Origin of the sequence: Pseudomonas sp. MWU16-30323, assembly GCF_020515595.1 — a bacterium.
Classification (GTDB): domain Bacteria; phylum Pseudomonadota; class Gammaproteobacteria; order Pseudomonadales; family Pseudomonadaceae; genus Aquipseudomonas; species Aquipseudomonas yamanorum.
Genome location: NZ_JAIWYM010000003.1, coordinates 272,289 through 290,315 on the forward strand (window position 1 = coordinate 272,289; position 18,027 = coordinate 290,315).

Genomic DNA, 18,027 nt, shown 5'->3' on the forward strand with positions numbered 1-18,027 from the left:
TTTCTTGTGTTCTATTCAGGCCTTCCCATGCTCGATTCAAACCACGCAACACTGATGGAAAATGCGCTGCCACCGTGGATCAAAACCACCACCCTGGCGCGCATTGATGCCTTGCACGCCGTTGGCCTCACCGACCCTGCGCCCTACCCCAACGCCACGCCCGGCCAGCATCAACGGCTCAAGGCTGCCATTGCCCGGCAATGGCAGACCCAGAACCGCCTCGACGTGTTATTCCACGGCCTGACCGACGTTTACGCCTTCGCCGAACCCTTGTTGAAAAAAGCCCTCGCCGCCTACGGCGAGATGGATGTGCGCAACACCGTTCTGCGCACGTACGCCAACGCCGAAAAAGCCTGGTGGGTGATCGGCGTCAAACACGGCCAGCAGAGCCGCACGCTGTCGTTGCTTGACGCCGCCCTGCACAACTTTACCGCTGGCGATGAGTTTATCGATTTTGCTTTTCTTGGCCCGCAAGACGCGCGGGGTCAGCGCGATACCCTCAACACGTCGCTGACCGCCGTGGCCTTCAAGGGTATCTGCCGCCAACTGGACCTCGGTGCCCTGTATCAGGCACGTCTCAATCAAGTGGTGGGTTATCACCATGCCGTCACCGCGCGGAATGTGCGCCTGGCGGTGCTCGCCAACCTCAAGGCGTCGCTGACGGTGGCCACCCATCAGGCACTGCTGCGCGGCGACATCACCCAGGACGCCCATGACAGCCTGTTGCTGCTGGCTGGCGGTTATCACCATGCGAGCCTCGACGGCCAGCCTCTCAATAGCTACGTCACAAGCCTGCTGGATTGCCCACTGACGGGTGTCGTGCTGTTTGGCGGCCAGCCGGCAGGCCGGGTGCTCGCCTGGGTGCCGGAAGACCCGCAGCACCCGCTTAAGGAGTACCCCACGCCCAAGGCCTGCGCCGAGGAACTCAGCCGCCAGTTGCAGGAGGCCGACTACCGGCAGTTTTTCAGCCAGTTCGTCGACCACGAACGGCGCGGTGCCTTTCTGGCAGCGCTCAAGGCCCGGCCCAGGCTGGTGATGAGCACGCTGGACATCCGCGAGGACCACCCCAATCGCGGCCCGCTGGAGGCCGAAAACGACCTGTGGAATTACCTGTACCGGGTCAAGTTGAACAAGTTGCTCAACGATGCCCGGCAGATCGCCGTGTCCACCGCCCAGGTGGATCGCCTGGCGCGTTGGGCGTGGTGGGACAACCTGGAAAAAATCCTTTCGGACCTGCTCAATGTCGCGCTGTTGGTGGCCACGCCTTTCGTGCCGGGGCTGGGCCAGGTGATGTTGGCTTACACCGCTTACCAGTTGGCCGATGAGGTGTTTGAAGGGGTGGTCGACTGGGCCGAGGGCCGTGGCCGCGAGGCAGTCGGGCACTTGATCGGCGTGGCCCGCAGCCTGGTCGAAGCCGGGGTGTTTGCCGGGGCCGGGGCCGTGGGTGAGGTGGCTCGCACCGGGCTGTCGCCGTTTGTCGAGCGCCTGCGCCCGGTGCAACTGCCCGACGGCCAGACCCGTCTCTGGAACCCCGACCTGGCCCCCTACGCCCATGCCGATGTACGCCTGCCGCCCGAGGCCAAACCTCTGCCGTCGGGCCTGCATCAACACCAGCAGCGCCTGATTCTGCCCCTCGACGATCAGCACTACGTACTGCGCCACAGCCCCGACACCGGCGAGCATCGCGTGCTGCACCCGCGCCGCGCCTCGGCCTACCAGCCGCGTATCACCGGCAACGGTCAGGGTGCCTGGGTGCATGAAGGCGAACAGCCGCGTACGTGGACCAGCAGCACCCTGATGCGCCGCCTGGGGCCATCGGTGCAAGGCTTGAGCGAGCTGCAACTGGAGCGCATCCGCCGCATCAGCGGCACCGACGACGGTGTGTTGCGCCGCATGTATGTACGCAACCAACCGCCGCCGCCCTTGCTGAGTGAAACCCTGCGCCGCTTTGAACTGTATGAGTACCCCCGGCGCGCCAGCGAAAAAATCCGCAATGGCCAGGCCATGCCACTGGACCCGTCCTCGGACTGGTTCGAACAGATGGTCACCGAATTGGCGGGCTGGCCCAGCGACAAGGCGATTGAGGTGTTCGCCAAATCCGATTTCAGCGGCGAACCCCACAAGTACGGCAACGCCGATGCCAAGCCTGCCGACACCCTGCGCCTGAGCCTGGGCGAGGTCATGTCCGGGCAATTGCCGGAACGGGTACTGGGGTTTCTCGACAGCGCGCAGATCGATCAATTGCTCGGCACCGAGGTTGCTCCCGAGCAGCGTGTTCAAGCCTTGCGCGAGCGCCTGGCGGACTATGTGTTGAGCCAGACGTCTTCCATTACCCACTTTGTGGACCTGCGCGCGCAACGGGCTGACTCTCCGCGCCAGCAACAGCTGCGCCAACACGTGCCGGGGCTCGGTTCACATACCGCACAGACCCTGCTGGAGCACGTCGGCGAGCCCGACCTGCAACGCCTCGACCCGTCACCTCCGTCCCTGGCCTTGCTGGAACAGGCCCGCGAACTGGCACTGGCCGAGCGTTCGACACTGGCCTTCGAAGGCCTTTATCACAGCGCGCGCATCACCCCGGATACCGAGCAAATGCTGCTCAACGCCCTCAAGCTGCACACGGACAGCTTCGCCAACGTGCGCCTGGAAATTCGCGACGCGCTCGGCACGCTGCGCAGCAGCGTCGGCCCCGCCACGGCCGGCACCCTGCGCCACGTGGTGCAACGCCCCGGCCTGGGCTATGAGGTCACCGGCAGCCCGCCGGGTTCGCTGTACGAAGCCATCCTGCTCGCCCTGCCGAACACACCGCTGGGCTACCGACCCGGCCAGGGCGGCGCGTTGCGCCAATGGCTGATCGACAGCCTCGAACCCCTGGCCGAGCGGCGCAAGGCGCTGGCCCAGGCGCCGGAACGCAGCGTCGCCGACCGCCACACGGTGACCCTGCTGGGCGGCCCGGCGCTGACCCGGCTCAACCCGGGCGCGCAAGAGACAAATATCGGCCATGCCAGGGAAGTGTTGCAACTGCTGTTCCCCAGCCTGGCACCGGAAAAAATCGAGCGCGTGATCCAGGGCGTTCGCCCACAGCAACTGCGCGCCACCCTGAATAACCTGACCCTGGAAAAACAGCGCCTGCATGTGGAACTCGACACCTGGCGCAGAGGCCCCACCCGCCATCCCAAGGGCAGCGCCGAAGAACGTCGGGAGCGCAGCCGCCGTCGGCGCCTGGGGGACGCTCTGAACCTGTGCTGGACCGACCGCTTCGCCGAACATGTCGATGGCTGGGGCCACACCCAAAGTGGCGCACGCCTGGATTTGAGCCACCAGCCGCTGCCCGAGACATTGCCCCCGCTGAACGCCAGTTTTGAACACGTGACCCACTTGACCCTGCAGGACACAGGCTTCAGCCAGGCCCATAGCGACCTGCTCAGCCACTTCCCGAAACTGCGCAGCCTGAACCTCAATGACAATACCCTCACCCGCCTGCCCCCGGCGCTGGAGCAGATGCTGCAGTTGTACGAACTGGGCCTGAGCAACAACCAACTGGTGCTCGGCCCGGCAGATGTCAACACCTTGGGCGCAATGCGCCGGCTAACGGTGCTCAACCTGAGCCATAACCCGCTGAGCCTGACGCCGAATGTCAGCCTGATGCGCGAGCTGCGCATCCTGGATCTGAGCCGCAGCCAGATCCGCGCCTGGCCGAGCGGGCTGTTCCTGCACCCAAGGGGCAGTGGCTTTGAGCTGGACCTCAGCGGCACGCTGATCGACCACCTGCCTGAGGCGCGCCCCGGCTCCAGCGCCGCCGAACTGATCGCACGCACGCGCCTGGACCGACGCCTGTTGAGCGACCAGGATCGCCAGCGGTATGAAGCCTATCGACTGGCCGCCGGGCTCGACCCCAACCGCACCTACGAACCCCGGGGCGACGCCAGTTTCTGGCTGTCGGAAGCCGAAGGCCCCCGGCGCCTGGCACAACAACAGGTATGGGACGCGGTGGAGCGCGAGCATGGCTCCCAGGGATTTTTTGAAGTACTCAAGTCTCTGGAGGCGCCGGCATTTTTCGAAGCCGAAGAAGATGAGGTGCGTTACGCCCTCAATCGCCCGGCCTTGACCACGCGGGTGTGGCGGCTGTTGCGTGCCACCCATGCCGACAGCCAGCTGCGCGAAGACTTGTTCAAACTCAGCAGTTTCCCCGGTTTGTGCGCCGACGGCGGCGCGCAGATTTTCAATGAGATGGGCATTGAAGTGCTGGCCAGCGAAGCCCAGCGCTACAGCCTCAACGATGCTGAACGCCAGGCGCGCCTGGTGACCTTGAGCAAGGGTACCGCTCGACTCAAGCACCTGGGCGAAGTGATCCGCAGCGACATCCGCCAGCGCCTCAACCCCGTGGCCCAGGGCGGCCTGGGCCAGCGCTTGCGTTCCCAGATGGTGGACGGCGTACCCGGCGAGGTCGACGAGGTGGATATCTACCTGGCCTACCAGACCTCACTCGCCGAGCGCCTGGACCTGCCGTGGCTGGCTGACCACATGCTGTACCGCGAAACCGCCAACGTCAGCACGGTGCAAATCGAACACGCCTACTGGAGCGTGCTGGCCCTGGGAGACGGTGACGGCCTGGTCAACCAGATGCTGCTGGAACCTTATTGGGAACACTACCTGCGCGACAGCCACCAACGCGAAGACCAGCTCAACGAATTGCGCTTTGATGAACGCTTCTTCGCCCTCGAAGCGCTCCAGGAAAACCAGGCCAAATGGGCCCCCGGCCTGCCGGCGCAAGAACAGCAAGCCCTGCGCGATACCGCCCGCGAGTTGCTGGAAACACTGGGCAAGGCGCAGACCGCCGTGGGTGAAGAACCGATGCCCGACGCCCTCTACGAGCAACTGCTCAATGACCTGGGCTACCAGCAAAAAGAGTGGCTGCGCCAACTCACCCGCGAGGCCCTGGAGCGCCATGAAGGTCGTCGCAACCGGGAGCCGAACTCAGACGAATAACCCCTGAAAAAGCCGGGGCCGGCAATCACCGCCAGCCCCGGTTGAGGAAACCGACACTCGTGTTCGGCTCAGGTGCTGGCCGGGATTACGGCACCCCCATCACCAACACACCGCTGCCGCTCACGGGCCCGGCGGCCGGCAGGGACCCCGGCCGCGAGACCAGCGCAAAGGTCACGTCGTCGCTCCCGCTGCTGTTGGTAATGCGGGTCAGGAATGAGCCGTTCACGCGCACCGCAGACCCCGCATAAAGCATGGCCGTGCCCACATTCGGGTTGCTCATGGTCAACAGGTTGGGGTTGAACGAGGACGGGGTGCCTTTGTAAGTGATGGTGATCGGCGTGGTGATTCCGGGGTCCGGGCAGGCGTAGGTGAGCCTGCGGATGGTGCGAATGGAGGTGGTCAGGGGGTCGCTGCCGATTGCCCTTTGGTGAACGTCGTTGAAGTTGATCTCGATCGGGTTGTTATTGTTGATCGTGCAGGTAGAGGGGGAGATCGAGAAGTTGTTGGCGGCGGTGTACGTCAGAATGAGCCGCGTCCAACCCGAATCGTAGTTGTTTGTCTGGTTCAGACGTAACACCCCGAGAACATCCCCAATTCGAACGTCGACGGGGGTCACCGGATTGTTGCGCAGCAGAATATAGGGCGTTACAGCGATCGGGACGCCCCTCCCGTTATTGGGGATGGTTGCTATCCGAACGTTACTCGGGACCGGCGTGTTATAGAACGTACCGTTTATGCGCAAGCCGGTGCCAAGGCCGGAGAACTTTGGACCAGGCGTCCAGGCGGGGCCGACTGCTGTCGAGGTTGACCAGTAGTCCTCGAACGAAGGTGCCCCCCCAAAGGCGGTGAACCTGCACTCGATGTTCGCCCCTTCAAGGAGGATGCGGGTGGTGTCCGAGCCTACTCGGACCGTTACCGGCACTTGCAGGTTGAAGGACCCGCCGGGGTTGACCGTCTGCCACGGCCCGCCGTTTACGCGGCAGTCCGCTGCTCTTGCGGTCGTCGTTACGCCAATCAGGGCGAGAAGCGCAATGGCTCCATATAGTCGTTTCATAGTGTTCTCTTACGGATAATCCAGGGTAAACACAGAAGTCACCCGGTAGGCGCCATGCCCGATGGTCTGATCGCGCAGGGCATCCGGCTCTCCCTGCACATAGGCTTTGAGCTCGATGACGTTGTTGCCAGGGGTCAACATCTGCTCGTCGCCGACTTTGTTCACGGGCACCGGCTTATCGCTCAGCGTCTCCAGCCCCAGCCCGATGCCTGAGGCACCACTGCCACCGTCGAGCGCGAACAATCCGGGCAGTGCGCGGTTTTCCGCGCCGCCGAACATGATCGTCACCGAGTCGCTGATCGTGGTGTTGCAGTCATCCAGGTGCAGCGTGAAACGTTTACCCACTGAACGCCTGTTGATGTAGAGGTGCTTGCTGGTGAGGTCCCAGAGTTCCACCGTCATTGCCTCGTCACCGGGGCGAACATCGCAGGCCTGCTCCACCAGATTGCCCTTGAACCTCAGGTTGTCCGCCGCCTGCGCGGGGGAAACCAGGCTGAACGTCAGCAGCAAGGCCAGCCCGGCAGTTGCCAGCCCCTTGTGAACCGTTACATGTCGCATAACCTCGCCTCCTACTCGTATTCGGCCAACAGCGTGGCCACCGCCGTGAACCTGGCGGCGGTCAGAATCGCGCCCGGCCGTTTGACGGGAACCACTTCCAGGGTCGGCGGTGCCGCCAGGCTGATGTCCAGTGGTGTGTTGAGGCGAAACGGCAGGTTGTTCTGATACAGCCGAATGCCCAGATCAGGCGCGGTGGTTTGCAGCGCCGCGTTGTCAAACGTCGTTTCCGTACCTCTGACGCTCAACTTCAGCAGCCACGGCAATGTGGAGGCGCCGCACCGGATGGTGTAGCCAACCCCCTGGCGGTATTTCACCCCATCGACGCGCTTTGTCCCGACGTCGCCAAAATCGACTTCAATCGTGCTGCCAGAATCAATCGTGCAGGGTGGAGGCTCGTTCAGCGTGCCGCTGAACGTCAGGTTGGCCGACGCACCACTGCACAGGCCGATGGAACACAGGGCGAGCAACGCTCGCTGCGGCCAACATGTCATTGATCGTTCCTCTTCATTTGCGCTCGTCATTGATACTCGACCACCAAGGTGGCGGCGGCATTGAATGCGCCGCCCGTCAACGTGCTGCCCGCGCGCTTGACCGGCACCGCCTGCACGACGGGAAAGTTGGGGTGGGTAAACCGCACGGTCGAATTCACCGGCCAGTCGGCCCCGTTGGCGAACAGCTTTACCCCCAGGTCCGGCTTGCCGGTCAAAAGCACGCCGCTATCAAACGCGGCCCCTGCGCCCTTGAGTTCCAGGGTCATCGCATTGCTGTAAACAGGCGGATCGCACCGGATGGTGTAAGGCACGTCCCGCCGGTAATTGACCCCATCCACCCGCGAGGTCAGCAGGTCATTGCCAAATGGCACATTGAGCGTACTTCCACTGTTAATGACACACGGCGGGGGCGCGATGATGACCGCGCGGATGGTCAGGTTGGTGTCGGCCTGCACACCCTGGCTGACAGCCCACAGCAGGCCCGCACCGATAAAAATGATTAACCTAGCCACTGTCCTGCCCTCACTGATAATTGAGCCTGAAATCCACCACGGCCCGGAATGCCCCGCTGGTCAGCGGCGCAGAGGTGCGCGTGGGCTGCACATGCCAGGTTTGCGTGTTGCCGCCCAAGGGCAAAAACAACGGTTCACCCCGCGAGCCCAACTGCACATCGCGCCCTTCAGCATCGGTCAGGCGCAGGCCCATACCGGTGATGCCCTGCACCTTGACCAGCCGTGGGTCATCGGCATCCGCGGGGGCGATAAACGCCACCGACAGCACGGGTTGATGAGCACTCCAGGTCAGGTTGCCGGTACGCTCGCTGGCGATGCTCCCGGCGGTGCGCTGACAATCCTGGAAACGCAGTTGAAAGGGCCTGGAAGTGGCCTGGTCGCCGGGGCGGCGCAACTGGCTGGCCGATATGTCGCCCAGGTCAATCGTTTGATGCAGGGAGGTCATCTCCAGGCTGCACGGCATTTCATGCATGGACCCGATGATGTTCAGCATGCCCGCCATGCCCTCGATATCGCCCTCATCCAGCGCATGCGCCGGCGCCATCACGAGCAGCAGCAGGCAGCCCAGGAATTTCACTTTGTGCAACTTCATGACGCTCTCCCATCGCTGGCACTACTGGTTAGCCGCAGACGCTTGCCCATTGACGGTGCAAACGTCACCACTGCAGGAAAAGGCCATCAGCGGGCGGCCGCCGTAGTCATTCACGTAGGCCAGGTAGGGGGTGGTGCCGAGCGCCTTGGCAATCGGCCCCAGGGACAGCGAGCCCTTGGGTGGGACCATCACAGGCTCGAAGCCGGGTAGGGTCTTGCCCTCCTTGCTGCTGCGCGCATCCACCAGGGTGACGTAGTAAGGCGTTGGGTTGATCACCCAATAAGCCTCGCCGTCACGGTTGAGGGTCAGCTTTTCCTGCCAGGGGTTGGACAGGTCCTGCTGGCTGGGAGCGATGGCGGACGGTCGGTAAAACAACTTGATCCGGGTTTGCAGCGCAATCTGCAAGGTGTTGGGCTTGTCGCTGCGCGGCGGAATTTCCCGCAGGTTGAAGTAGTAGACCGTCTCCCGATCCTGGGGCAGCGACTTGGCCGCCGGCAACGCCTGGATTTTCACCTGGCTCTGTTTGCCCGGCTCCAATCGCTGGACCGGCGGCAGCACGATCAGCGGCGAGGTGATTTTGTTGCCCGCCTCGTCCTCGATCCAGCCCTGGGCCAGATAGGGCAACTGGGTATTGTTGTTGGTGATGTTCACGCTGGTGGCTTCTTTGCCGCCATCGAAAATCACGCGGGTACGGTCCAGGCCGACAGCGGCGTGGGCGCTCGGGCTCAAACCCAGTATCAGCAGGGCGGCGAGGCGCATGTTCAGTTTCATGAGGCTACGTTCTCCGTATCGTTACGCTTGCCGGTCAGCACAGCTGGCTCGGGCACAGGTTGTTCAGTGGCTACCATCTGGCAGTGCAGTTGCAGGGCATCGCTCAAGCCATCGGTTGGCAACGTGACAGGGAGCGTGAGGATGCAGCGCTCGGTTCCTCCCCAGCTGACGACCATTTGCTCGCCAGGCTGAATGCCACTGAGGTACACATCGCCGCCGTCATTCACCACGCCGGTGTCCTGCTGTTTGAGGTTCTTCACCGTCGCACCGAAGGGCGGTGAACTGCCGTCCGGCAGGCGCAGGACCGCCATGGCTTTCATGCCGGAAACCAGCTCCAGGGAGCGATAACCGATAGCGCCTTCGGTGAGTGTCAGTTGCGTCACCGATTGAGTGGCTTCGACGTTGTTCGGCAGGTTCTCCAGGTCAACGCTGGCGGCGGTGCGCTGATAGCTGTTGATATCGGCGATGACCGCTTTACCGAAGGCGTTACTGCGGGTCGGTGTGCCATAACCCCGCACCGGCACATCGGGCACACCCGCGGTGTCGACCAGCAGGCGGGTGCCGCCGGTACTGTTGGTACGGTGCAGCGCCCCACCGTATGGCGTGAGCGTGGCACCGCCACGAACGGCCGCACTGAGGGTTCGGTTATTGCTTTGTTGCGTGGCACTGAGGTCGATATCCGCCAGGTCGCCGACATGGCTCAGATAGCCACTGGCGGAGCTGTCACTTGCGCTGAGCTGGTAGCTGTTGCGCTCATCGATGCGGTCGTTGAAGCGCGTCGAGAAGCTGTTGTCGCCTCCGGCCCTTTGGGCATCCAGCGACAAGGTGCCGGTGGGGCCCAACGGCAGACTGACCGTCACGGCCATGCCGTTATCTTTGTATTGGTAGTCCTGGGTTCGGTAGAGGTTCAGGGACAGGCTCATGTTCCTGACTGAGCCCACATTGAAGTAGCGGGACGCGGACAGGTTCCAGCGCTGGGTATCGGGACGGTTCCAATAGGTTTGCTTGTTGTAGCTGGCGTAGACGGTGGCCCCCAGGTCACGAAACTGTTTATTGACCGTTACCGTGTACAGCGCCTTCTTGCCGCCGATCGGCCGCCAGTGTTCATGGAACTCGTCGTCACGGTCGTACACGCCGCGTCCACCGAGTTCGTTGTTCATCCCGTAATGCTTGGCATCCAGGTACTCACTCATGCTCAAGTAGTTTTTCTCGGAGAACCGGTAGCCGGCGAAGGTCACCTGGCTGTCGTACTGCTCAAAGTTTTTCGAGTATTGAAGACGGTAGGATTTGCCCTTGAGTGTCTCGTTCCACAGGTGCGCACGGGACTCTGTCACGTCCAGAGAAAGTGCCCCAAACGCCAGCAGGTCACGCCCTACACCGGCAGACACGGCACGGTAGTTGTTATCCAGGATGCCGCCGCCCAGCAGCGACCAGCCATTGCTGATCCCCCAGGAGAACTCGCCGGTACTGAAAAAGGCACCGTCGTCGTGGTACTGAAGATTGGACGGTTGCCCGGCAGACACCTTGTAGCGAACGTGCCCGGGACGTGTCAGGTAGGGAACGCCCGCCGTGTCGATTTGGGATTTCTGCACCGTACCGTCTTGCTCTTCGACCCGCACATCCAGGGTACCGGACACCGCGTCGTTAAGATCCTGGATACGAAAAGGTCCCGCGGCGACCAGGGTTTCATACAGCACACGCCCCTGCTGGCTGATGACCACCTTGGCATTGGTCTTGGCGACCCCGACCACTTCCGGCGCATAACCTCGCAGGTTGGGGGGCAGCTGGCTTTCATCCGACTTCAGCGCAGCACCCGTAAAGCGGAAGCTGTCGAACAGGTCCGAATACAGGTAGTCCTCGCCCACCACCAGCCGCGCCTTGAGCGCAGGAAGGGCGCGATAAGCGTAGTAGCGACTCCACTCCAGGCGATTACGGGTGGCCGCCGCCTCGCGGTCTTTTTCAACTCGGCCTTGCCAGTCCGCCCGCAAGCGCCAGGCGCCGATATTGGCCCCGAGTGTGCCATTGCCACTGACGTCACTGCGGGTACCGTCGTGCCTGCGGTAACTGGACTGCGCGGTCATGTTGTAGTCAACCAGCAGTCCGGGCACCCCCTCATCCCAACGGGACGGCGGGTCCCAGTTGATGGCGCTGTATTCCAGATAGGCCTGGGGCAGGTTGATGTTCAGCGTGGAAGTGGCCAGGTCGGCACTGACTTCCATGCCCGGCAAGCCTTGGGGGTCCAGGCACTGTCCATTTTTCCACCACAGCAGTTTCACAGCCTCGGAGGCCTTCAGGCCCAACTGCTCGACAATAGCCGGCGCCAAACACGCCTGACTGCCTTTGGGATCGTTATCGGGTGGATAGAACGCTACTGATTGCTCAGTAATAGGCTGGTTATTTAACTGCACCACCATCGAATAGTTGCCGGGGAGGATAAACCCACTGCGCGCAAACCGAGACAAGTCGATATTGGTGCGATCACTCAGATCAAGGACGTCGGTATTGAACTCAATATCACCGGCTCCCATTGCAGTTCCTGCCAGAGACATCAACCCGCCAAACAGGCTGGGGCGCAGCGTAGTTATGATTTTCGACGCTTTCCACATGCAAACAACCCATCAATTCAGAAGTATTCCAACTTGAACTTCACTGCGGCACGGTGAGACCCGGCCAGCATCGGCACTCCGTTACCGACCGTGCGAAGCACGTAGTTAAGTGTCATGTCACCTTCAGCCACCGGCACCAGCGCCATCGGCACCCCGGGAACGCTCTCCTGACCGGCCGCGTCCCAGATATGAAAGGCAACGCCCTGCGAACCACCAAACACGGCAAAGGAGCGGCCCTCTCTGTCCACAGGACCTTCGAAGGTCACGCGCAGGTGCTCCCAATCGGGCAGCGTTTGCCCCGGCCGTGTGGGATCGGGACGCGTCAATGAGCAATTGACCAACCGCAACTGGAAGGGCTGGACTTGCCCAATCCCCTCGCGCAACAGCCGGCCGATGGGTTCGGGTGGCACCTCGATGGTCTGATCGACCGTGGCCGTTTCCAGCCCGCAGGCCGAGTCAACGACCAATCCTCCCAGCGTGACGACCCCATCACCCTGCGCGAGCGTCTGTGCAAACGCCCAAGGGCTGAGGCCCATCGTCAATGAAGAGGCAATAGCGAGACTTAAGACTGTTTTCACTTGGACCTCCGGCAGTTTTCCCCCGCCACCCCCAACGAGTGGCGGGGAAAAAACTTACTGATAAGCCAACGTGAAATTGGTGACTGCGCTGAAGTCGCCAGGAACGATGTCGCCCGTTGCCGCACCTTGTACGTAGGCGCCGAACTCCAGTGTGTTGTTACCGGCAACGATGGCCTGCGGATCGGTCGGGTTACCCAGCACAATCTGCTTGCCGCCATGGGTCATCATGATGCCGATGTTGCCAGCGCCACCGACGGTGCCGATCGCGCCCGGCACAGCGCTGGAGGGTGCAGCGGTGAAGGTGGTGGTGACGGTGTTGTCGGTAAGGCCGGTCAGGTCGCAGCCTTCAAGCTCGATCTTCACAGGGCGTGCGGTCGACTTGCCGCCGGTTTGCAGTTGATGTTTTGCGATAGCGCCCAGGGGAACGGTCTGGTCGACGGATTCAGGCTTGATGGAGCAAGCGCCCGAGTGCACCGACCCGGTAAAGGTAATGGTCCCATCCGCTGCCTGCGCAACGGACATCGAACCGGCCAGCAGACCCAGAGTTAACAGCGCAGTTTTCACTTTAGTATTCATTCGCAAACGCTCACACGTATCAAATATCAAAACGGACCCTGCCGCCATTGCGTGCAGGACTAATTAAACAAGCCGCCGAACTCACCCTTTGAACACATTGGAAAGTTTCTATTTTTTCCAACTAGTTGCATTGCAATTCAGGGAGTCGCTCAACGCCGGGCAATTATCCATTGTGATTCTGACGAGGAAAGCCGTCCGATTCGCTTAGTTACGTAGCCGTGTTACACCATGACACATAGGAAAATTATGGCACTTTGCCAAAACTTTAAAACCATCTGTAAGAAACAGACTACATGGCAATTAATGAGAATAGTTTAGTGGCGGATAGATCCGTAAGAATAGGATTACATTAACTGAAAAACAACAGTAATTACTCTGGCAAACCAACTAACGAATTTATGAATATTTCAAAAGTGAAGGGACGGCGGGCCGGGTGACCGTTCGTCCGGTCAGGTTGCCTTCCCATTAAGATATATCTTACGTTGTATCTAAACCAAACGAGAGCACCCGAAATGAGAGACCATCATTCACACCGCGACCACGGTGACAGCCGCGACGGCTTCGACAAACGCCCAGGCCGCGAGCGCGGCGGCCGTGGCCCACGGGTCTTCGCCCCCGGCGACCTGAAACTGCTGTTGCCGGCGCTGATCGCCGAACAACCGTGCCACGGCTACGATCTGATCCGCCGGATCGAAGCCCTGTTCGACGGCGCCTACAGCCCCAGCCCCGGCGTGATCTACCCCACGCTGACCTTTCTCGAAGAAAGCGAATTGATTACCGGCGATGCCGAAGACGGAAAAAAACGCTACACAATCACCGACGCCGGTCGTCTCTTCTTAAGCGAACAGGCGGTTGCCCTCGAAGGTATTCGCATGCGCATGGATGTGAGCAAACGTTCGCTGCGCGGCCAGGACCGTCCGCCGGAAATCCACGAGGCGGTGCATAACCTGCGCCACGCCTTGCATTCGCACCACGGGCGCTGGAGCCCGGAAGAAATCGTTCGTGTCGCGGCGCTGCTCAACGGCACCGCCCAAGCCATTGCCGACGGGAAAGCTCAATGAATACCCAAGCCATCCACCGCGTGACCCACGAAATCAAACGCCGCCGCCTCGAAGTGCTGCGGGTGGTCGACATCACCCCGCGCATGCGCCGCATCACCCTGGGCGGGCCGGAACTGGCGGGCTTTATCAGCCTGGGCAGTGACGATCACATCAAGCTGCTGTTCCCGCAGAACGCCGCCGAACAAGCGGCGCTGGACAGCCCCGACTTCAACCTGCGCGGCGATGGCCCGCAACCCGCCATGCGCGACTACACCCCACGCCGGTACGACCTGGACATCGGCGAGCTGGACATCGACTTCGTGCTGCACGGCGATGGCCCTGCCTCCACCTGGGCCGAGCAGGCCAAGGTCGGCCAGCACCTGCACATCGGCGGGCCCCGTGGCTCGATGATCGTGCCGGACATCTTCGACAGCTACCTGTTGATCGGCGATGAAACCGCGATCCCGGCCATTGCCCGGCGCCTGGATGAATTGCCGGCGGGGCGCAAGGTATTGGCGGTGATCGAGATCGCCAATACGGCGGAACAGCAGCCGCTGCACAGCGCCGCCGAGGTGGAAGTGATCTGGGTGGTGCGCGGCCAGGATGACCTGCTCGAGACGGTGCAGAACCTGACGCTGCCGGGCGGTTCGCTGTACAGCTTTGTCGCCACCGAGAGCAAACTGTCGCGCCAGGTGCGGCGGGTGCTGCTGGACACCCACAACATCAATGAGGCATTCCTCAAGGCGGTGGGTTACTGGCAACAGTGATCCCTGTAGGAGCGAGCTTGCTCGCGAAGAACCCGAGAGCGCCGCGTTAAACCAGACACCCTGCGTTATCGTTAACGTTCTTCGCGAGCAAGCTCGCTCCTACAGATTTTATCCAGCCCCACCACCGCCAAAGCAATCAGCACAAATCCCGCCAGGATTCCCCCGGCATTGATGAACACCTGTGGATAACCCAGCTTTTCCACGTCAATGAACGGGTACTGATACACCCCCCACACATACCCGCGCAACAACGCATACGCGAAGTACACCAACGGGTAAATCACCCACAGCCCGATGTGCTTGAGGCGCAGGCTGCCCTTGGGTACGCAGCAACACCAATACACGACAAACACCAACGGCATCACGTCGTGCAGCAGCTCGTCCGCCAAAAACTGCACCCCCGCTGGCTGCCACATGTGCCGCAGCAACAAGCTGTAGGCGAGGCTGACCACGACAATGCTCACGGCGATCCCGCTGCTGACCACGGGCCCGAGGAAGAACCGGCTCACCGCGCTTGGCCGTTGTACCCAGGCGTGGGTCAACACCACCGCCACCAGGGTGTTGGTGAGCACGGTGAAAAAGCTGAAGAAATTCACCAGGCCCGGCAACAGGCTGGCGCCATCGATCCAGCGGAAGTAGAAAATGATGTACTGCTGCAGCGCCAGGCCAACCCAGCCGCCCAGGGCTGCCAGGCCGATAAGGTGACGTTTCACCTCAGTCCTCGACCGGTCGCTTGGTACGCATCAACTTCACGTACAAACCTTCGACCTTCTCCCGCGCCCACGGTGTCTTGCGCAGGAACGACAGGCTCGACTTGATGCTCGGGTCACTGGAAAAACAGCGGATGTTGATGCGCTCGGCCAGGCCTTCCCATTGGTAATGGGCCACCAGCGCGGTGAGAACCTGTTCCAGAGTGACGCCGTGCAGTGGGTCTTTGTTTGTCGCGGTCATGCCGGGCCTTTTGCGAAAAGAAGAAAACGAAGCCGCGCACCTTAGCGGACGGGCCGTGCCGGTGGAAGCGTTGCCTTCACTATAGGCCACTGTTCGATCGTTCCCGCCCTCGTCGATCGTTCCCACGCTCTGCGTGGGAATGCCGAATTGGACGCTCTGCGTCCCGCGGTCGACGCAAATTTTAGCCCTGCGCCAGGGTGACGCAGAGCGTCACGGGATGCATTTCCACGCAGAGCGTGGGAACGATCAACGTGGGAGTGATGGAGCGGGGTTTGAGAAAGTTCCCCTTGGCAGGGAAAAAAGTGATGTTATATTGTAACAACAACTATCAAAGGGTATCGAATCCCTTACCGTTTTCAGCCTTCTCTTTTTTTGCCGTTTGCCAAGGAACGACCGATGTCCCTCTCTTCTCTCTGGCGCCTCACCCCGCTGGCCGCCGCCCTGTTGATCACCTCCCAGGCCAACGCCCTGGAGCTGCAACCCCAAGTCATCACCGGCAACCCGCTGGGCAGCGAAACCCTCGCCTCGCCCACCACCGTGCTGGAAGGCGATGACCTGACCCTGCAACAAAAAGGCAGCCTGGGTGAAACCCTGAACAAGCAGCCCGGCGTGTCGTCGTCGTACTTCGGCCCGGGGGCCAGCCGGCCGATCATTCGTGGCCAGGATGGCGACCGCATTCGCGTCCTGCGCAATGGTGTGGGCGCGCTGGATGCCTCCTCGCTGTCCTATGACCACGCCGTGCCGCTGGACCCGGTCAACGTCGACCGCATCGAGATCGTACGCGGCCCGGCCGCCCTGCTCTATGGCGGCAGTGCCATCGGCGGCGTGGTGAATACCTTCGACAACCGCATCCCCACCGAAGCCATCGAAGGCATCCATGGTGCCGGTGAGTTGCGCTACGGCGGCGCCGACACCACCCGCAGCAGCGCCGGCAAACTGGAAGCCGGCAACGGCACCTTCGCCTTGCACCTGGACGCCAGTGCCCGGGAATTCAACGACCTGAAAATCCCCGGCTTCGCCCGCAGCCGCCACGCGCCGGAAAGCGAAGACGGTGAAGGCAAGAACGGCCGCCTGGGCAACAGCAGCGGGCGCCAGGATGGCGGCTCGGTCGGCGGTTCCTACACCTGGGACGACGGTTACGCCGGGCTGTCCTACAGCAACTACGACAGCAACTACGGGTCCCCGGCCGAGCAGGACGTGCGCATCCGCATGAAGCAGGATCACTACGCCTTTGCGTCCGAGATCCGCAACCTGCAAGGCCCGTTCACCTCGGTCAAACTCGACGCCGGCTACACCGACTACAAGCACATGGAGATCGAAGGCGGCGAGACCGGCACCACCTTCAAGAACAAGGGCTACGAAGCCCGGGTTGAAGCGCGGCACCTGCCGATCGGCCCCTTCAACGGCGTGGTGGGCGCTCAGGTCAGCCGCAACGAATTCTCCGCCCTGGGTGAAGAAGCCTTCGTGCCGCAGACCGACACCAACGCCGGCGCGCTGTTTATCCTCGAAGAAATGCAGGCCACCGAGCGCCTCAAGCTGAGCCTCGGTGGACGCCTGGAACACACCAACGTCGACCCCGACGGCAAAGGCAACGCGCGCTTCGCCAATGCCAACAAGTCTGCCGACTTCACCGCCGGCAGCCTGTCGTCTGGCGCGGTGTACACCCTCACGCCAATCTGGTCCCTGGCCGCCACCCTCGGCTACACCGAACGCGCCCCGACGTTCTACGAGCTGTATGCCAACGGCGCCCACGTCGCCACCGGCACCTATGAACTGGGCGACGCCAACCTGTCGAAAGAAAAGGCCGTGTCCAGCGACCTGGCACTGCGCTTCGACAACGGCACCCACAAGGGCAGCTTCGGCGTGTTCTACAGCCACTTCTCCAACTACATCGGCCTGCTGGGCAGCGGTCGCACCTTGAATGACGAAGGCGAGGAAGATGCCGGCGGCATTCCTGAGTACAAATACTCCGGCGTGCGTGCGCGTTTCGCAGGGTTTGAAGCCCAGGATCACATCAAGCTGGGGGAAGGTGCCTACGGCAAGTTCGCGTTGGAACTGTCCGGCGACTACACCCGCGCTACCAACCTGGACACGGGTGAAGCGTTGCCACGGATTGCGCCGCTGCGTTTGAACAGCGGCCTGTTGTGGGAACTGGATCGCTGGCAGGCGCGGATTGACGTTGAACACGCGGCGGGCCAAGGCCGGGTGCCGGACAACGACAGCGGCACCGATGGCTACACCACCCTGGGCGCCAGCGCTGGCTACCGCTTCAATGTGGGCGGCAGCCAGTGGCTGGCGTTCGTCAACGGCGAGAACCTGACCAACCAGACCGTGCGCTATGCCAGCTCGATCCTGCGGGATATTGCTCCGGCACCGGGTCGGAGTGTGCAGGTCGGTCTGCGTACCACCTTTTAAAAGCTGATTGAAACCTCTGTGGCGAGGGAGCTTGCTCCCGCTGGAGTGCGTAGCGCTCCCACTATTTTGGGGCCGCTGCGCAGCCCAGCGGGAGCAAGCTCCCTCGCCACAATAAGCACCTTTGCTA

General features: G+C 62.1%; 15 protein-coding genes. 4 read left to right on the forward strand and 11 right to left on the reverse strand.

Annotated elements, in window-relative coordinates:
- The first annotated feature begins 27 nt into the window (after nucleotides 1–27).
- On the forward strand, nucleotides 28–4,989 hold the full coding sequence (locus LIY45_RS06170; protein WP_226475680.1) for a DUF6543 domain-containing protein: 4,962 nt from the start codon (nucleotides 28–30) through the stop codon (nucleotides 4,987–4,989).
- An 85-nt stretch (nucleotides 4,990–5,074) separates the two neighbouring features.
- On the opposite strand, the gene LIY45_RS06175 is transcribed toward LIY45_RS06170, so the two are convergent.
- From LIY45_RS06175 to LIY45_RS06215, 9 genes are read right to left on the reverse strand one after another with little or no spacing between them, the layout of a single operon-like run.
- Nucleotides 5,075–6,043: a fimbrial protein gene (locus LIY45_RS06175; protein WP_226475681.1), complete on the reverse strand. Its 969-nt coding sequence runs from the start codon at nucleotides 6,041–6,043 to the stop codon at nucleotides 5,075–5,077.
- A gap of 9 nt (nucleotides 6,044–6,052) precedes the next feature.
- Complete coding sequence (locus LIY45_RS06180; protein WP_017480078.1) at nucleotides 6,053–6,601, reverse strand: fimbrial protein; 549 nt, start codon at nucleotides 6,599–6,601, stop codon at nucleotides 6,053–6,055.
- Nucleotides 6,602–6,612: 11 nt separating this feature from the next.
- Nucleotides 6,613–7,092 (reverse strand): fimbrial protein, encoded by a 480-nt coding sequence (locus LIY45_RS06185; protein ID WP_226475682.1) that lies wholly within the window; start codon nucleotides 7,090–7,092, stop codon nucleotides 6,613–6,615.
- Between the two features lie 26 nt (nucleotides 7,093–7,118).
- Nucleotides 7,119–7,604: a fimbrial protein gene (locus tag LIY45_RS06190; protein WP_017480076.1), complete on the reverse strand. Its 486-nt coding sequence runs from the start codon at nucleotides 7,602–7,604 to the stop codon at nucleotides 7,119–7,121.
- Between the two features lie 10 nt (nucleotides 7,605–7,614).
- The gene (locus LIY45_RS06195; RefSeq protein ID WP_226475683.1) at nucleotides 7,615–8,196 is read right to left on the reverse strand and encodes a fimbrial protein; all 582 of its coding nucleotides are present in this window, start codon (nucleotides 8,194–8,196) and stop codon (nucleotides 7,615–7,617) included.
- 21 nt (nucleotides 8,197–8,217) lie between these two features.
- Nucleotides 8,218–8,967, reverse strand: a complete 750-nt coding sequence (locus tag LIY45_RS06200; RefSeq protein WP_226475684.1) for a fimbria/pilus periplasmic chaperone — start codon at nucleotides 8,965–8,967, stop codon at nucleotides 8,218–8,220.
- Nucleotides 8,964–11,573 (reverse strand): outer membrane usher protein, encoded by a 2,610-nt coding sequence (locus tag LIY45_RS06205; RefSeq protein WP_226475685.1) that lies wholly within the window; start codon nucleotides 11,571–11,573, stop codon nucleotides 8,964–8,966. The genes LIY45_RS06200 and LIY45_RS06205 overlap by 4 nt, the downstream gene beginning before the upstream one ends.
- A gap of 17 nt (nucleotides 11,574–11,590) precedes the next feature.
- On the reverse strand, nucleotides 11,591–12,151 hold the full coding sequence (locus LIY45_RS06210; protein ID WP_226475686.1) for a fimbrial protein: 561 nt from the start codon (nucleotides 12,149–12,151) through the stop codon (nucleotides 11,591–11,593).
- 54 nt (nucleotides 12,152–12,205) lie between these two features.
- Entirely contained in the window at nucleotides 12,206–12,727 is a 522-nt protein-coding gene (locus tag LIY45_RS06215) for a fimbrial protein (RefSeq protein WP_026078297.1), read from the reverse strand.
- 512 nt (nucleotides 12,728–13,239) lie between these two features.
- Here LIY45_RS06215 and LIY45_RS06220 point away from each other — a divergent pair.
- The gene (locus tag LIY45_RS06220) at nucleotides 13,240–13,788 is read left to right on the forward strand and encodes a PadR family transcriptional regulator (protein ID WP_017480070.1); all 549 of its coding nucleotides are present in this window, start codon (nucleotides 13,240–13,242) and stop codon (nucleotides 13,786–13,788) included.
- Nucleotides 13,785–14,534 (forward strand): siderophore-interacting protein, encoded by a 750-nt coding sequence (locus LIY45_RS06225; protein ID WP_017480069.1) that lies wholly within the window; start codon nucleotides 13,785–13,787, stop codon nucleotides 14,532–14,534. Before LIY45_RS06220 ends, LIY45_RS06225 begins: the two co-directional genes overlap by 4 nt.
- Before the next feature lie 71 nt (nucleotides 14,535–14,605).
- Here the strand turns inward: LIY45_RS06225 and LIY45_RS06230 are convergent, their stop codons facing one another.
- Together LIY45_RS06230 and LIY45_RS06235 are read right to left on the reverse strand one after the other, a co-directional pair.
- Nucleotides 14,606–15,247 carry a Pr6Pr family membrane protein gene (locus LIY45_RS06230; RefSeq protein ID WP_226475687.1) on the reverse strand — a complete coding sequence of 214 codons (642 nt, stop codon included), beginning with the start codon at nucleotides 15,245–15,247 and terminating at the stop codon, nucleotides 14,606–14,608.
- A 1-nt stretch (nucleotide 15,248) separates the two neighbouring features.
- Complete coding sequence (locus LIY45_RS06235) at nucleotides 15,249–15,485, reverse strand: VF530 family protein (protein ID WP_003216406.1); 237 nt, start codon at nucleotides 15,483–15,485, stop codon at nucleotides 15,249–15,251.
- Nucleotides 15,486–15,881: 396 nt separating this feature from the next.
- On the opposite strand from LIY45_RS06235, the gene LIY45_RS06240 reads away from it, so the two are divergent.
- On the forward strand, nucleotides 15,882–17,900 hold the full coding sequence (locus tag LIY45_RS06240) for a TonB-dependent receptor (RefSeq protein WP_226475688.1): 2,019 nt from the start codon (nucleotides 15,882–15,884) through the stop codon (nucleotides 17,898–17,900).
- The last annotated feature ends 127 nt before the right edge of the window (nucleotides 17,901–18,027 follow it).

Coding starts and splice junctions, on each gene's coding strand:
- LIY45_RS06170 (WP_226475680.1), top strand. CDS start 28: ATGCTCGATTCAAACCACGCAACACTGATGGAAAATGCGCTGCCACCG.
- LIY45_RS06175 (WP_226475681.1), bottom strand. CDS start 6,043: ATGAAACGACTATATGGAGCCATTGCGCTTCTCGCCCTGATTGGCGTA.
- LIY45_RS06180 (WP_017480078.1), bottom strand. CDS start 6,601: ATGCGACATGTAACGGTTCACAAGGGGCTGGCAACTGCCGGGCTGGCC.
- LIY45_RS06185 (WP_226475682.1), bottom strand. CDS start 7,092: ATGACATGTTGGCCGCAGCGAGCGTTGCTCGCCCTGTGTTCCATCGGC.
- LIY45_RS06195 (WP_226475683.1), bottom strand. CDS start 8,196: ATGAAGTTGCACAAAGTGAAATTCCTGGGCTGCCTGCTGCTGCTCGTG.
- LIY45_RS06200 (WP_226475684.1), bottom strand. CDS start 8,967: ATGAAACTGAACATGCGCCTCGCCGCCCTGCTGATACTGGGTTTGAGC.
- LIY45_RS06205 (WP_226475685.1), bottom strand. CDS start 11,573: ATGTGGAAAGCGTCGAAAATCATAACTACGCTGCGCCCCAGCCTGTTT.
- LIY45_RS06215 (WP_026078297.1), bottom strand. CDS start 12,727: ATGAATACTAAAGTGAAAACTGCGCTGTTAACTCTGGGTCTGCTGGCC.
- LIY45_RS06220 (WP_017480070.1), top strand. CDS start 13,240: ATGAGAGACCATCATTCACACCGCGACCACGGTGACAGCCGCGACGGC.
- LIY45_RS06225 (WP_017480069.1), top strand. CDS start 13,785: ATGAATACCCAAGCCATCCACCGCGTGACCCACGAAATCAAACGCCGC.
- LIY45_RS06235 (WP_003216406.1), bottom strand. CDS start 15,485: ATGACCGCGACAAACAAAGACCCACTGCACGGCGTCACTCTGGAACAG.
- LIY45_RS06240 (WP_226475688.1), top strand. CDS start 15,882: ATGTCCCTCTCTTCTCTCTGGCGCCTCACCCCGCTGGCCGCCGCCCTG.